Origin of the sequence: Bdellovibrio bacteriovorus str. Tiberius, assembly GCF_000317895.1 — a bacterium.
GTDB lineage: Bacteria > Bdellovibrionota > Bdellovibrionia > Bdellovibrionales > Bdellovibrionaceae > Bdellovibrio > Bdellovibrio bacteriovorus_F.
Map to the genome: position 1 here is coordinate 1,533,425 of NC_019567.1, position 13,850 is coordinate 1,547,274.

Here is a 13,850-nt window from a genome sequence, read left to right on the forward strand (position 1 = left end):
AGACCGCATGAGTCTCAAGATGGCTAAGATCTTCTCTTTCCGAAGCCATCGAGTTAAAATTATGTTTGGGGTATTAAATGTTACCAAAAAAAATAAGAAATAGAAAAGCCATCGCACTACTGCGTGTATCTAGCAAAAGGCAAGAAGGCAATAACTCTCATCAAGTTCAAGAAGAGAAAGTTGTAGAATATTGTGGGGAGTTTGACCTTGAGTTGGTCGACACAAGAAGGATTGTTGAATCCGCGAAAAGATCGGATCTTCGAAAGAAATATGCTGATGCTATTCAGACGGCACTAAGAAATGATATTTACAATGTTCTTTTCTATATGAACGATCGCGAGGCTCGTAATCTTACAGACAATGAGAACAATGAAAGGCTGGTTAAGGAAGGAAAAATCTGTATTCACTATGTGAATGACCGGAAGGTTCTTCATTCAAAAAGTCCTGCTTCTGATTTTTTAATGAGAGACTTCTATGCTGTTCAAAATAAGAACTACAGCCGTGTCTTGAGTGAAAAAGTGAATGATGCCATGAGATTCAAAGCAGAAACAGGCTGCTTTCCTGGGAATCGTCCCCCATTGGGATACATTCATCAAAAGATAAAAAGCGCTTGCGGAAAAGAGATGAAACGAGGGACTGTTGTTGTTCCAGATACGAATGAAGGAAATCTACGTTGGGTGCGCCGAGAGTTTGAACTCCGCTCTCAAGGCATGACGATTGAGCAAATTAGAGATCGAATCTTAAGTGAAAACTTAGTTCCTCCCTCGAAGCGCTATAGCTATTCTGTTCATGGAGTGGAGGAGCGGCTTAAAAACAAATTTTATTGGGGCTCATTCGACTGGCAAGGGATTGAATACAAGGGCAATCATGATCTTATCATCGACAGGCAGACACTTCAGTTGGTGAAGGCAAGCTTTGGTCTTAAGGGTACATACAATCGCACCAAGCATCTGCAAGCATTGTTTTCAGGTGGCTGGCTTCGTTGCTCCCATCCGGAGTGTGGTCTTCAGATTGTCTATGACCCAAAGGAAAAGAAAAACAAAAAGAAGGGCACAGTTCGTCGTTTTGAATACTATCGCTGTGCTAACTCCAGAAAGCTCCATAAAAGCTTAAAGTACGTCACTGAGGGGCATTTGTGGGAGCAGTTTGAGTCTGCCCTTGGTGGGCTTTCTATGACTCCGGAAATGGCAGAGAGAGTATCTTTGGCATTGAATGAGTATGACCTAGCCGCTAGGAAGAATGTAGAGGTTGAAGCCCGTAGGGTGCAGGTATCAATTGCAGAGCTGCATGAAAAGAAAGACAAGCTAATGGATCTTTACCTGGCTGGAGGTTTGGACTCCCAGGAATACAAAAGGCAGTCTCAAAGATTCCAAGATGAAATAACAAAGAACGAGAAGCTGTTAGAAGAAATAAAGCTGTCTCAAGACGATTCTTGGAAGATAACAGCCCAACGTGTATTCGAACTCGCTATCAATCTGAAATCACTTTGGAAACAAGGAAGTGAGGAAGAGCGACTGCAAATACTGAAAAAGCTCTATTCGAACCCAAAATTGAACGAGAAAGAGCTTTTGTTAGAACCACGGCGTCCGTTCCTAACTCTCAGTAATATAAAGGAAAAGATGATTGAAGAAGAGGTTCAGAAAAAACAAAACCCAGAGCTTTTAGACTCTGGGTTAGTCGATAAAACAAATTGGCGTTCCCAAGGGGATTTGAACCCCTGTATCCTCCGTGAAAGGGAGGTGTCCTAGGCCCCTAGACGATGGGAACGTTTAGAGAAAACAAACGAACTAAAAATGGTGGCTCGCGATGGATTCGAACCATCGACCCCTTCATTAAAAGTGAAGTGCTCTACCAGCTGAGCTAGCGAACCACTGTCCGTTTGAGGAAGTGCTAATTTGTAGTAAGAGGGGTCCAAAGTCAATACACTTTCTTGCAGTTTTTTAAATATTTTTGCGATTTTTTGATAAAAAAAAGGCCTTTGCTCAAGCTCTGAGCAAAGGCCCCCTAAAAACTGCTAACTCTGCTTAATTGTTGAACAAAGGCTTGACCCACAGTGTCTGTTCTCGGCCCGGTCCGACGGAAATTACGTCAATCGGTGTGCCCAATTGTGAGCCCAGATAGTCAATGTAGTTCGTTGTTGGGCGCGGAAGATCCGAAAGTGTTTTTACTTTCGTCAAATCTTGAGTCCAACCAGGGATCCATTCGATCACGGGTTCCACTTTTTCCAGTTCATACGGTGACGTTGGCAGATCGGTGATGATTTCGCCGTTTAGTTTGTACGCTGTGCACACGCCGATGCGATCGTGGCCCGTCAGTACGTCTAATTTCATCATCGCCAGATTCGTAATACCATTCACACGGATTGCGTATTTCAAGGCAACCAAGTCCAACCAACCACAACGACGGCTTCTGCCCGTGGTGGAACCAAACTCGTGACCGTCGGTTTGGATCTTTTTGCCGATTTCATCATTCAGTTCAGTCGGGAATGGACCGCTGCCCACGCGAGTGGTGTAGGCTTTGAACACGCCGATGACTTTCTGAACGCTGGCAGGGCCGATACCGGCACTGGCGCACGCGTTGGAGGCCAGAGTGGAAGAGCTTGTCACAAACGGATATGTTCCGTGCAGAATATCCAGCATCGTGCCTTGCGCGCCTTCGAACAGAACTCTTTTTCCGGACTTCAAACTTTTGCTGATAAACAGCGAAGTGTCCTTCGTGCGGTACGGAGCCAGTTCTTCAGCCACGGCCAGAAGATCCTTGATCAGATCATCGGCTTTGAACGTTGGGCCTTTGTAGTAGTTCTCCAGCATGAAGTTCTTTTCAGTCAGTGCCAGTTCCAATTTCTTTTTCAGATTGTCTTTGTCGAAAAGATCACCGAACAAAATCGCGCGGCGGGAAGCGCGGTCTTCGTAAGCCGGGCCGATGCCTTTGCCGGTGGTGCCGATCTTGCCATCGCTTAACGCGGCTTCGCGAGCAGCGTCCAGAGCTTTATGATATGGCAAAATCAAAGTCGCCGTATCAGAGATCAAAAGTTGTTTTGGGTTTTGCAAAAAGCCTGTGTCTTTAAGCTTTCTGATTTCATCGCGGATCGAAAATACATCGATCACGACGCCGGAGGCGATCACACATGTTGTTTCCGGGCGCAGGATGCCGCTGGGAACAAGATGCAGAACGGTTTTTTGTCCGTTCACTACAAGGGTGTGGCCTGCGTTGGCTCCACCTTGATATCTCACAACCATGTCCGCTTTTTCAGCGAACACGTCGATCAGTTTACCTTTACCTTCATCGCCCCACTGAGCACCGACTACAACAACGCCTGACATAATACGTCCCTCTTAAAACAGACCCTAGAAATGTCTCTCAAAGAGGGGATGTCAGGCAAGTTTATTCGCCCTTAAATGGAGCCGCCCCATACCAAGGGGCCCTTGGCGGGAGGGTGTCAGACGTCGATCCGTCCACAAAAAAGGCCATAAGCTTATTAGCTGCAATCTGGGAGGCTTTAAAGAACGCGTCCTCTGTATTGGCTCCAATGTGCGGAGTCAAAACCAGGTTCGGGTATTTCAGCAAATTAGAGTTTCTGTTCAAGGGCTCTTTTTCGTAAACGTCCAAACCCACCGAGCGCAGCCAGCCTTTTTCCAGGGCTTCGCACAGATCGTTTTCGTTGATGACCGATCCTCGGGATGTGTTGATCAGAACAATCCCGCGGTGGATGTATTCAAACTGCGAGCGGTTCAGCATGTGCTCGGTTTCAAGTGTTTTTGGCACGTGGAAGCTGATGACATCGGCGGTTTTTAAAACCTCTTCGTAGCTGAGGCGGGGAATGTGCAGACGTTCAAAGACCTCGTCTTCCTGATAAGGGTCGTAAGCGACAACATTCATCCCGAAGGCTTGCGCCAGTTCGGCCACGCGGGATCCAATGCGTCCCAGGCCCACAATGCCATAGTTTCTGCCGGCCAGTTCAATGCCGGTGATTTGATCGCGGTTCCATTCGCCAGCCTTCACCATTTTGTGCGCGGCCTGAATGTTGTTCACGCACGACAAAACCAAGCCCCAGGTTAACTGAGCGGCCGATTCAATGTTCGCCGTCGGTGTGTGCATGACAGTCACGCCCCATTTTTGCGTGGCTTCCAGATCAATGTGATCAAAGCCGCTGGTGCAAGTCACAATCAGCTGCAGTTGGCGGGCCTTTTTCAAAAGTTCTTCGTCAATTTTAGTGCGGCTGCGAATGATCAGGGCGTTGGCACTGACCAGATGTTCCAGTGGCAGGTGCTGGGGGTTGTCGCTGCGAACAACTTCAAATTGGCTGTGCTGCTGCAAGTACAGGAAGCTGTCTTGCGCGAAGCGGTCGGTGATCAGGATTTTTTTCTTCACGGATTTTGCTCCAGCCAGTTTTTTGCCTCGGTAGTGATATTGGAAATATGTTCTAACGACATAAAGTCCGAATCAAAGTGGCGCAGGGTGTGTCCCAGGCATTCCACCAGGCGAATCAGTTCGTGATCCTGGATGTAGCCCATGTGACCCACGCGGATGATTCGGCCTTTGGCCTGATCCTGTCCGCCCATGATGGTGATGTTGTGAACTTCCTCCAGATGCAGGCGGATTTTTTGTCCGTCCATCTGTGGTGGCACTAACAAAGCAGTCACCGAGTTGCTGGGGGATTGTGCATATAAAGTGAAACCCAGTTTCAGACCAAAGATGCGGGTGAATTCTGCGCGACGGTGAATGTCGTGGAAAAGTTTTTCCAAGCCCTGCTGGGAAATCATGGACAACACCACATCCAAAGCACGGATCAAAGCGACATTGGAAGAATAGAAGGTTTCACCGGCAGCGTTGGCTTTTTGTTCTTTGCGGATGTCAAAATAATATCTTGGTGATTTGGCATTGGGGATGAATCTCCACGCCTTTTTCGAAAACGAAAGCAGTGACAAACCTGTCGGCAGCATAAAGGCTTTTTGCGATCCCGCGACGATCCCGTCAATGCCCCAGGCGTCCATCGGCAGCGGGTAAGCACCCAGTGCGGTGATGGCATCCACCAGGAACAAAGTGTCGGGGTACTTTTGAATGATTTTACCCAAAGCTTCAATCGGGTGGGCGACGGCCGTGCTGGTTTCGCACGCCTGGCAAAGCACGGCGCGGGTGTCGGGATTTTTCTGCAGCAGTTCTTCCACTTCAGAAACTTTGACGGCTTCACCCCAAGGGACATTGAGGGTCAGAACTTTGGCGCCAAAGTGGGCGGCCATATCAGCCCAACGCTCGCCGAATTTGCCTGAAACAATGGCAATAACTTTGTCGCCTGGTGACAAGGTGTTGACCAGTAAAGCTTCCATCCCGCCAGAGCCGGTGGAGGTCAAAAGATAGACATCTTGTTCGGTCTGAAAAACAGTTTTGATCTGAGTCAGAACTTTCTTAAGGATTTTATCGAATTCCGGAGTGCGATGGTGAATCATCGGCAGTGCCAGCGCTTTGCGCACCTCAGGATGAATATTGACGGGTCCCGGAGCCAGCAAACTGTAATCGTCTTGAGTTGCCATATTTCTTCCTTGATTGCGTCGCGCAGTCACCATTTCTGTGATGACTTCCTGCTAAATTTATACTCAACTGGGGCCGTGGACGCAATATTTAAAGCTTTTCGCATCACTCTGATTCTGTCGCTATTCCTTTCGGGATGTGCTTATCGTCTGGGCAGTGGCACGCGCAGTATTCCGGGCGGCTACAAGCAGATTTCTGTGCCGATTTTCAAAAATAAAACACAGGAAACCGGGATCGAAGTGGCGTTCACAAACACACTGATTCAGGAATTCCAGCGCTCGCGAGTTGCCCGAATTGTGGACAATTCTTTGTCGGAAGTGGCAGTGATCGGGCAGATTGATTCTGTTCAGTATCTTCCTGGTGCAAAACGTGTGGCCGGGGACTCTTCCGCGCCTTATTTGCCCAATGGAACTGTTGTTGCGTCAGAGTATCGTATCTTGCTGAATGTGACGGTGAAAGTCGTGCGTCAGGCAGATGGAACAGAGCTGTGGAGTGGGTCCTTCAGTGGAGAAAGAACATACGCAGCACCTCAGGTAACGCTGGCCGGTGTTAACTCTATAAATCCGCTTTACAATCTTTCTGCGCGAAGGCAGAACATTGACCTCATGGCTTATGACATTATGTCCGAGGCCCATGATCGTATCACTGAAAACTTCTAGAAGGATATTCAACTCGTGGCACTCATCGATGCGCAGAAATTTTATCGCGATCTTGAAAAAGGTCAGACTGCGCCATTGTATTTCCTTTTCGGTGAAGAGCCTTACCTGTTGAACCAATCCGTTGAGCGTTTCAAGTACTCTGTCCTGACTGAAGGGGCGGTGGATTTCAATTACAGCCTGTTCTATGCCTCTGATGCCGATGTGGTGTCCGTGCGTGATGCCGTTGAAACTTTGCCGATGATGGCTCAGCGTCGTCTGGTGATCTTGAAAGAAGCTCAGGAACTTACCGACAAGGAATGGGCCGAGCTTGAGGCCCTGTTTGAATCCCCGGTGGACAGCACCGTTTTTGTGATTCTGGCGTCCCGCGTGGACAAGCGTAAAAAACAGATCCGTCTTTTGCTCGACAAAGCCGACTGTGTTGAATTCAAAAAGCCTTACGAAAATCAGATTCCTTCCTGGATCAACTACATCGCCCAGTCCCTGGGTTTGACGATCAGTAACGATGCCATCCTGCTTTTGCATAAGCTGGTGGGGCATCACCTGACGGAAATCGAAGGGGAGCTTAAGAAGCTGGGCGAATTCGTGGGCGAGCGCCGTATTGAAGTGGCAGACGTGGCTCAGGCTGTGTCTCGCTCCAAGGAAGAAAACGTTTTTGATTTTACCAAGGCCATCGGCGAAAACGACCGTGTAAAGGCGCTGGAGCTTTTGGTTCACTTGCTGGATCAGGGGCAGAACGAGATCGGGATCGTGTCTTTGGTGGCCCGCCACGTGCGTATCCTGCTGACTTTGAAGCGGGGAATGGAAGAAGGCCTGCATGGAGCGAAGCTTGCGCATTTCGCTCAGGTGCCGCCTTATTTCCTGGAAAGCTATCTGGATCAGGCCCGACTTTGGACTGCTAAAAAGCTGGAACAAACCCTGGTGGTTCTGTCTGAGACAGACAAGGCTTTGAAGTCCTCACCATTGTCCAGTCACATCTGGCTGGAAAACCTGGTTTTAAAGACCTGCGGCACTCAATACGCCATGTGAACTACTCCAGCGAAGCTGGAGTGCAGACAATTTCAAGTTGATAGCTGAATAGACCGATAAGCTTTGTGATGAACAAAGCCAACTCTGCATTTGAAGATAAAGGTTATTTCCGCCGCCAGTATCCGCGTCGTGCGATGAAACGCAAGATCGGTATCCTGTGCGATGGGACTTACTTTGTCTGTGAATCCGGAGAAATCGGCGAGGGTGGTATGTCCATTGTCACCGATTACGTTCTGACCGAGGGCCACGAGGTGGTGGTCAGTTTCCAGGTGCCGGGTGGGGACTTTGTCTTCCTTCGCGGCGTGGTTCGTTCGACGCAAAAAAAAGAGGGTGACCATAAAGTCACCCACGGATTGAGCTTCAATCAGATCGCGTTTTCTACAAAACGACAAATTCGCGCCTTTGTATCAGCGCGAACCCAATCAGAGTTGAATTAAACCCAATTACTTCGTTGCAGAAGCGCGAGTAGAAAGACGGCTGATCTTGCGGGATGCAGTTTCTTTCTTGATAACGCCAGTTTTTGCAGCTTTCATTACTTGAGAAGAGAAGTTCTTCAACAATTCAGGAAGAGCTTTCAGATCTTTCGCTTCGATAGCTTTAACAAGTTTTTTCTCAGCGGTTTTTACAGTGCTTTTACGAGCATTGTTAACAGCAGTTTTACGGATAGACTGACGAGCTCTTTTTGCTGCAGACTTATGATTTGCCAAGGGATAACCTCCACAGTAACTTTTATAGACGAACCAAAGGGATTAACATAGGGTGTCTCACGAAGCAAGTGGATTAAAAGAAGATCGCAAAAAGGTCCTCAAAAGCGCCTTTTTAATGGCCTCCGGGACGTTAACGAGCCGCATCTTGGGCCTTTTCCGGGATATTGCCCTGGGGGCTTTGTTCGACCGGGCGGTCACTGACGCGTGGACCGCGGCTTTCCGTATCCCTAATCTGTTCCGCCGCCTGTTCGGGGAAGGCTCCCTGGCTGTGAGTTTTATTCCCGTTTTCATGCAAACTCAATCGGAAGATCCCACCGGTCAGCGGTCCCGAAACCTGGCAAATGCCTTTTATTCGCTGCTTTTGGTGATTTTAGGGGTTTTGACCCTGCTGGGTATTGTCTACGTCGAGCCGCTTTTTCGTCTGATTCTTTCTTCAGAGTACGCTCTGGATGCCGCCAAGTGGGAACTGACCCTGCGTATGGGGCGGATCATGTTTGGGTTTGTCTTCTTCGTCTGCACTTATGCCTTCTATATGGGGATTTTGAACGCCCTGGGCAGTTTCGGGCTGCCCGCTGTGGCCCCAGCGCTTTTAAATGTGTCTATGCTGGTCTTCACCTTTATGCCGCCGCAGTGGTTTCCCGTGCATGGGGATGGTTTGGCGTGGGGCGTGCTGATCGGGGGGCTGTTGCAGGCGCTGCTGTTGGCGGTGGCTTTAAAACAGCGAAACTATCTGCCGCGATTGCAGACGATGATGTGGACCCCGGAAGTAAAAACCGTGGTGCGGGGAATGCTGCCGGGGTTGATCGGTATGGGGCTTTTGCAGTTTTCAACACTGGTGAATCTGTACTTTGCCAGCTCCCTTCCGGAAGGGTCGATTTCTTATATCTATTGGGCGGACCGATTGCTGGAGCTTCCGTTGTCGTTGATTTCCGTCAGCATCGGGGCGGCGCTTTTGCCTAGCTTAAGTGATTTCGCCAGTCGGGGACTGAAAGAAAAATTCCAGGAAACGGCCGAAGAAAGCTTCCTGATGAATCTGTTTCTGGCGTGGCCGGCGGCACTGGGGCTTTATATCCTGGCTGAACCGATCATTGAGGTTCTTTTCCTGCGGGGCAAGTTCACCGCGCAGGACGTGCAGATGACGGCGGCGATCTTGCGTATCTATGCTGTCAGTTTGTTGCTGGTGTCCTGCAGTCGGGTGTTGATGCCGCTTTATTATTCCGTCAAAAACACGAAAGTTCCCATGGTGCTGGCTTTGGTTTCATTGGCGGTGCATGTGGCGCTGGCTCCGGTGCTGATGCGACAGTGGGGGCTTGAAGGGCTGATGATTTCAGGTGTGGCGGCGGCATTAATAAATGCGGTACTGCTGATGGGACTTTTGAAAAAGTATTCCCCGGGAATCAGGATGTCTGTGCTGTTTCGTCCGGCATTGAAGTTTGTTCTGGCCGGGGCGGGGATGGTGATATCGCTGCAGGCTTACGAACTGCTGATGGCCCAAACAGGAAGAGGGCTGCAGATGCTGGCCCTCTTTATCACGATCCTGCTGGCGGTTGTCGCCTATTTCAGTCTGGCTTACGTTTTGGGTTGCGAGCAGATTTCTAGAATCCGTCGGTCGTCCCCACCTTAGCTCTTTCATCGTCATCAAATGGAATCACATCCTGGGAAGCGGACTTTTTCGGAGCCACGGCCTTCATCGGAATAACATTGGATTTTTTGTTCAAAGCCGGTTTGGTTTTCGGCTTGGACTTCGTAGTTGCCTCTGGATTTGAAGTGGCCTTGGCCACTTCGCTCGTGCCGACAACAACCTCGTTCAGTTCCACGGTCAGATTTAAGGACGTCGTTGCCAGATTGTTGATCTCGCCACTGGTTGCGGCAATCTCTTCAGCGGATGCGGCGTTGCTTTGTGCGGCCTGATCCAGCTGGTTCATGGCTTTACCGATTTGCTGGATGCCGGTGGTCTGCTCAGAGCTTGCCGCGGCGATTTCGTTGTTCAGGTCAGAAACTTTTTTGATCGAGTTTACAATGTTCGTCAGAACAGCACCGGACTTGTCCGCTGTCGCGCTGCCCTCTTCGATCTGAGCCACGGAATCTTTGATCAGGGAAGAGATGTCCTTGGCGGACGCCGCACTTCTTTGTGCCAAAGTTCTGACAGCTTCCGCCACCACCGCAAAGCCTTTACCTTGCTCACCGGCACGGGCGGCCTCAACCGCGGCATTCAGCGCCAGCAAATTGGTCTGGAAGGCGATATCATCGATCACATGAATGATTTCTTCGATCTTTTTGGAAGATTGAGAAATCGAAGTCATGGAGGTGATCAGGTGCTGGATTTCTTTTTCACCCTGTTCAGCGGAATCACGCGAGCTTGCAGACAAAGCGGCGGCTTGTTTGGCGTTGTCAGAATTCATCTGAACCATGGAAGTCATTTCTTCCAGAGCTGCCACAGTTTCTTCCAGGGAAGCGGCTGCTTCAGTAGAAGACTGAGACAAAGAGTTGCCTGCTTCGTTCAGCTGTTCAACTGCGGATGCCACTTGGCCGCCGGCGGTTGTAAGACGATCTGCGACCGATCCTACGGAAGAAGCAATCTTGGCTGCAATCCACAGAAGGACCGCAAAAACGGAAATGCCGGTGGCCGCAGACACCAAGTAAATCAGATTTTTAACGTAAGCTTCAGTGGAGCTGGCCTGCTTGACGCCATCTTTTGCCATTTGCGAATAGATGTCCGTGACAGCGATATTCCAGTCACGCACCTTTTTGCCGATTTCCACAAATCGTCCGTCCAGAAGAAGTTCGGCCTCTTTGGCTTTTGCGGGGTCAGCTGAACCGATCAAAGCCAGAACTTTGTCCATCGTTGCATAGTATTCCGCAAAAAGAGGTTTGACGGTTTGATATGACTTGTCTTCTTCCGGCGTTCTTGGAATTGGATCGTACACTTCCTGCGCTTTGCGGAATTCATCAACGCCTTCGCTGGCGGCTTTCAGATAGGAAGCAAGTTTTTCCGGCTCGTCCAGATGCTCCATCGCGGCCCAGGAACCATACAGGAATTTATTCCGGGCGGCACGCATGTCACCGACCATTTCGAAAGTGGGGATGACTTGTTCATTGGCTACATCCAATAGCTGCACGACATTCGTGATTCCGTTGATGGCGATGGATCCCAGGATCGCAAAGCCGACCACAGGCATAAATGCTGCCACGAGCAGTTTGCCCTTAATTCCTTTGAACCAGCTGGATAATTTAAATTCCGACATAGGTAGAGTCTCCGTAAAAGTCTTTAATGGTTTCTTAACAGATAATTATTCGGAATTTAAAAGAGTGCTTAGTAGTCCAGAATTAAAAATACGAATAACGGGGGAGAAAAAATAAGAAACCCCACGGAGGTCGTGGGGTTTTGTTAACAAATCTTGATGTGTTTGCGAGACTAGAATCCGTCTGTTGTTCCGACCTTTGCACGGTCATCGTCATCAAATGGGATCATGTCTTTGGATTCTTTGCGGGCCGGAGTGGCCTTCATCGGGATCACATTGTTCTTCTTGGCCATCGGTTTGTTGAAGGCCGCGACTTTTTTTGTCGCCTTTGCCGTCGTTTCAGCAGGGGCTTCAGCCAACACGCTGCCGCCACCCAGGATGATGGTGTTCAGTTCCAACGTCAGATTCTGATTGGTTGCTGCCAGGCCGTTGATTTCACCGCTGGTCGCCGCGATTTCTTCCGCGGAAGCGGCATTGCTTTGGGCTGCCTGGTCCAGTTGGTTCATCGCCTTGCTGATCTGCTGAATGCCCGTGGTCTGTTCAGAACTTGCGGCGGCGATTTCATTGTTCAGATCAGAAACTTTTTTGATCGAATTCACAATATTGGTCAAAACCGCACCGGACTTGTCAGCGATCTCGCTGCCGCTGTCGATCTGCGATACGGAATCTTTGATCAACGAGGAAATATCTTTGGCAGAGGCCGCACTTCTTTGCGCCAGCGCGCGAACTGCTTCTGCAACTACTGCAAACCCTTTGCCTTGTTCACCGGCACGGGCGGCTTCCACCGCGGCATTCAGGGCCAGCAGGTTTGTCTGGAAGGCGATATCATCGATGACGGAAATGATTTCTTCGATCTTTTTGGAGGACTGGGAAATTTCAGTCATGGAATGAATCAAAGACTGGATTTCTTTTTCACCCTGTTCGGCGGAATCACGCGAGCTTGCTGAAAGGGCCGCGGCCTGTTTCGCATTGTCAGAATTCATCTGCACCATAGAGCTCATCTCTTCCAAAGCGGCCACGGTTTCTTCCAGTGATGCGGCAGCTTCAGTGGAAGACTGGGACAAAGAATTGCCGGCTTCATTCAGCTGTTCAACCGCCGAGGCCACTTGACCTCCTGCCGTGGAAAGACGGGAGGCGATAGAGCTGACTGAATTTGAAATGCGGGCGGCGATCCACAGCAGGATTGCCAGAATGGAAAGGGTGGAAGCCACCGTCACAAACAGTGTCAGGTTGTTGATGCGGATGGAAGCTTCTTCAGCGGCTTTGTCATCTTCAGCCGCCAGGTTGTTGTAGTACTTCATGGATTCAGAACTCATCTTGTGCATGATGGTGCCGATTTCCCAAAGACGGCCGTCAAGTTGGGATTCAGCCATGGCAAAACCTTCCGGAGTGCCTGTGCCAATTTCTTCAATCACCAGATTCAGAAGCTTTTCATATTCTGCACGGTTTTGTTTGGCTGGTTCAAAAGCTTTTTCCATTTCCGGAGTGAACGGGGTGGAGGCATAGTTATCCAACGCGGCCGTGAACTCTTTCACCGCTTCTTTGGCGATGGCAAGGCGCTCGTTGCGTTTTTCAGCGGTCTTCACACTCATCGCTGCGAAGACCTGATAGCCGTACTTATTGCGAGCCTGGCGCATTTCTGCAAGGGCCTGCAGATTCGGGATGATGTTCTTGTGGGAATTTTCCAGATAGGCTTCAAAACCTTTCATGCCCTGATTTGAAATCGTATAGACAATTCCGAAACCAATGACGGGCAGGGCTGCAGCGATAAGTAGTTTTCCTTTGATCCCTCTGAACCAGGATCCGATACCGGTGGCGTTCATTTTTACTCCTCAATTTTTTATTTAGTATGCTAAAGAAATATTGACCGAGAATTTTTCGGACTTCTTAATTCCGGGGTGGAGTCCAGTTTTTCATTACCTTTGCAACGAAAGTGGATGAACGTCAGGCATAAAAAAAGGGACTCTTCCGCGGGCGGAAGAAGTCCCTGGGTGGTTCTTGAATTTATTCGGATCTGACTATTTCACTTCAGCCAAAGAGTTGTAGCTGTCGCTGATCTTCTGCTGTCTTTCAACTTCTTTGCTCCAGCGTTTGACTTCGCCCTGGTAGCCGCGCTGTTTGGCTTTCCATTCGTTTTCTTCGCTGGCCAGGCCGCGAAGTTTCTGGTTCACCTGTTCGTTTTGCTCTTTCAGATTTGCAGCGCGGGAATTCCAGATTTTCTTTTCTTCCGTCAACTGGGACATCTGCAACTGATAGTCGTTGATGTTCAGCTCACGCTTTTTCTGGTTTTCCTTGATTTTGGCAATCATGGCTTCCAGTTCGGCGATCTTCTGGGTTTCCTGCGCCATTTTGTTTTTTTCATCGTTGATCAGACCCTGAATTTCTTTTTCCTGACCACCGATGCGGCCCATGGCCTGATTGTTTTCTTCAGCCTGCTGCAGAACCTGCTTCTGCTGGTTTTCCACCTGGGATTTGGCTTTGGCCACTTCTGACAGATTTCCATCCACGGTTTTCAGGTTCTTTTCGTATTCCTGAAGGTTGGTTTTTGAATTGTTCAGATTGCCTTTGATTTTCTCAAGGCCCTCTTTGGCGGAGTTCTGCGCCATTGCGGTTGTGCCAAGACTCATCAAAACACCTAGGGACAAAGTCGTCATTGCTTTAGCGAATTTCATCTTGAAAATCCTTTC

At 49.3% G+C, this 13,850-nt stretch carries 11 protein-coding genes, 2 tRNA genes and 1 pseudogene; 5 read left to right on the forward strand and 9 right to left on the reverse strand.

Annotated elements, in window-relative coordinates:
* Window positions 1-77 precede the first annotated feature (77 nt).
* A pseudogene (locus BDT_RS19540) lies at window positions 78-899 on the forward strand (recombinase family protein); the annotation flags it as partial.
* Between the two features lie 792 nt (window positions 900-1,691).
* Here the strand turns inward: BDT_RS19540 and BDT_RS07345 are convergent.
* The 5 genes from BDT_RS07345 to BDT_RS07365 all read right to left on the reverse strand — a co-directional run bounded on the left by BDT_RS07345 (window position 1,692) and on the right by BDT_RS07365 (window position 5,531).
* Window positions 1,692-1,767: transfer RNA gene (locus BDT_RS07345), tRNA-Glu, on the reverse strand.
* Window positions 1,768-1,794: 27 nt separating this feature from the next.
* Window positions 1,795-1,870, reverse strand: a tRNA-Lys gene (locus BDT_RS07350).
* Between the two features lie 154 nt (window positions 1,871-2,024).
* Window positions 2,025-3,323 (reverse strand): adenylosuccinate synthase, encoded by a 1,299-nt coding sequence (locus BDT_RS07355; RefSeq protein ID WP_015090610.1) that lies wholly within the window; start codon window positions 3,321-3,323, stop codon window positions 2,025-2,027.
* Window positions 3,324-3,384: 61 nt separating this feature from the next.
* The gene (locus BDT_RS07360) at window positions 3,385-4,371 is read right to left on the reverse strand and encodes a D-2-hydroxyacid dehydrogenase (protein ID WP_015090611.1); all 987 of its coding nucleotides are present in this window, start codon (window positions 4,369-4,371) and stop codon (window positions 3,385-3,387) included.
* The gene (locus BDT_RS07365) at window positions 4,368-5,531 is read right to left on the reverse strand and encodes a pyridoxal-phosphate-dependent aminotransferase family protein (protein ID WP_015090612.1); all 1,164 of its coding nucleotides are present in this window, start codon (window positions 5,529-5,531) and stop codon (window positions 4,368-4,370) included. Before BDT_RS07365 ends, BDT_RS07360 begins: the two co-directional genes overlap by 4 nt.
* A gap of 75 nt (window positions 5,532-5,606) precedes the next feature.
* On the opposite strand from BDT_RS07365, the gene BDT_RS07370 reads away from it, so the two are divergent.
* The 3 genes from BDT_RS07370 to BDT_RS07380 all read left to right on the forward strand — a co-directional run bounded on the left by BDT_RS07370 (window position 5,607) and on the right by BDT_RS07380 (window position 7,651).
* Window positions 5,607-6,188, forward strand: coding sequence for an LptE family protein (locus tag BDT_RS07370; protein ID WP_015090613.1), 582 nt, complete (start codon window positions 5,607-5,609; stop codon window positions 6,186-6,188).
* A 15-nt stretch (window positions 6,189-6,203) separates the two neighbouring features.
* Entirely contained in the window at window positions 6,204-7,214 is a 1,011-nt protein-coding gene (holA, locus tag BDT_RS07375; protein ID WP_015090614.1) for a DNA polymerase III subunit delta, read from the forward strand.
* Between the two features lie 68 nt (window positions 7,215-7,282).
* The gene (locus tag BDT_RS07380; protein ID WP_015090615.1) at window positions 7,283-7,651 is read left to right on the forward strand and encodes a PilZ domain-containing protein; all 369 of its coding nucleotides are present in this window, start codon (window positions 7,283-7,285) and stop codon (window positions 7,649-7,651) included.
* A gap of 6 nt (window positions 7,652-7,657) precedes the next feature.
* Here BDT_RS07380 and rpsT read toward each other — a convergent pair whose 3' ends face one another.
* The gene (rpsT, locus tag BDT_RS07385) at window positions 7,658-7,921 is read right to left on the reverse strand and encodes a 30S ribosomal protein S20 (protein WP_011163955.1); all 264 of its coding nucleotides are present in this window, start codon (window positions 7,919-7,921) and stop codon (window positions 7,658-7,660) included.
* 145 nt (window positions 7,922-8,066) lie between these two features.
* Between rpsT and murJ the strand changes: the two genes are divergently transcribed.
* Window positions 8,067-9,545, forward strand: coding sequence for a murein biosynthesis integral membrane protein MurJ (gene murJ, locus BDT_RS07390; protein ID WP_015090616.1), 1,479 nt, complete (start codon window positions 8,067-8,069; stop codon window positions 9,543-9,545).
* Here murJ and BDT_RS07395 read toward each other — a convergent pair.
* The 3 genes from BDT_RS07395 to BDT_RS07405 form a co-directional block, all read right to left on the reverse strand.
* A complete protein-coding gene (locus tag BDT_RS07395) occupies window positions 9,517-11,166 on the reverse strand; it encodes a HAMP domain-containing methyl-accepting chemotaxis protein (protein WP_015090617.1) in 1,650 nt (549 codons plus the stop codon). The two genes, murJ and BDT_RS07395, sit on opposite strands and share 29 nt — an antisense overlap.
* Before the next feature lie 170 nt (window positions 11,167-11,336).
* Window positions 11,337-12,986, reverse strand: a complete 1,650-nt coding sequence (locus BDT_RS07400) for a methyl-accepting chemotaxis protein (RefSeq protein WP_015090618.1) — start codon at window positions 12,984-12,986, stop codon at window positions 11,337-11,339.
* Window positions 12,987-13,181: 195 nt separating this feature from the next.
* Window positions 13,182-13,835 carry a hypothetical protein gene (locus BDT_RS07405; RefSeq protein WP_041577356.1) on the reverse strand — a complete coding sequence of 218 codons (654 nt, stop codon included), beginning with the start codon at window positions 13,833-13,835 and terminating at the stop codon, window positions 13,182-13,184.
* Window positions 13,836-13,850 lie beyond the last annotated feature (15 nt).

Excerpts from the sequence above, each read along its gene's own strand:
- BDT_RS07365 (WP_015090612.1), bottom strand. The coding sequence starts at position 5,531 with ATGGCAACTCAAGACGATTACAGTTTGCTGGCTCCGGGACCCGTCAAT.
- BDT_RS07400 (WP_015090618.1), bottom strand. The coding sequence starts at position 12,986 with ATGAACGCCACCGGTATCGGATCCTGGTTCAGAGGGATCAAAGGAAAA.
- BDT_RS07405 (WP_041577356.1), bottom strand. The coding sequence starts at position 13,835 with ATGAAATTCGCTAAAGCAATGACGACTTTGTCCCTAGGTGTTTTGATG.
- BDT_RS07380 (WP_015090615.1), top strand. The coding sequence starts at position 7,283 with ATGAACAAAGCCAACTCTGCATTTGAAGATAAAGGTTATTTCCGCCGC.
- BDT_RS07355 (WP_015090610.1), bottom strand. The coding sequence starts at position 3,323 with ATGTCAGGCGTTGTTGTAGTCGGTGCTCAGTGGGGCGATGAAGGTAAA.
- BDT_RS07395 (WP_015090617.1), bottom strand. The coding sequence starts at position 11,166 with ATGTCGGAATTTAAATTATCCAGCTGGTTCAAAGGAATTAAGGGCAAA.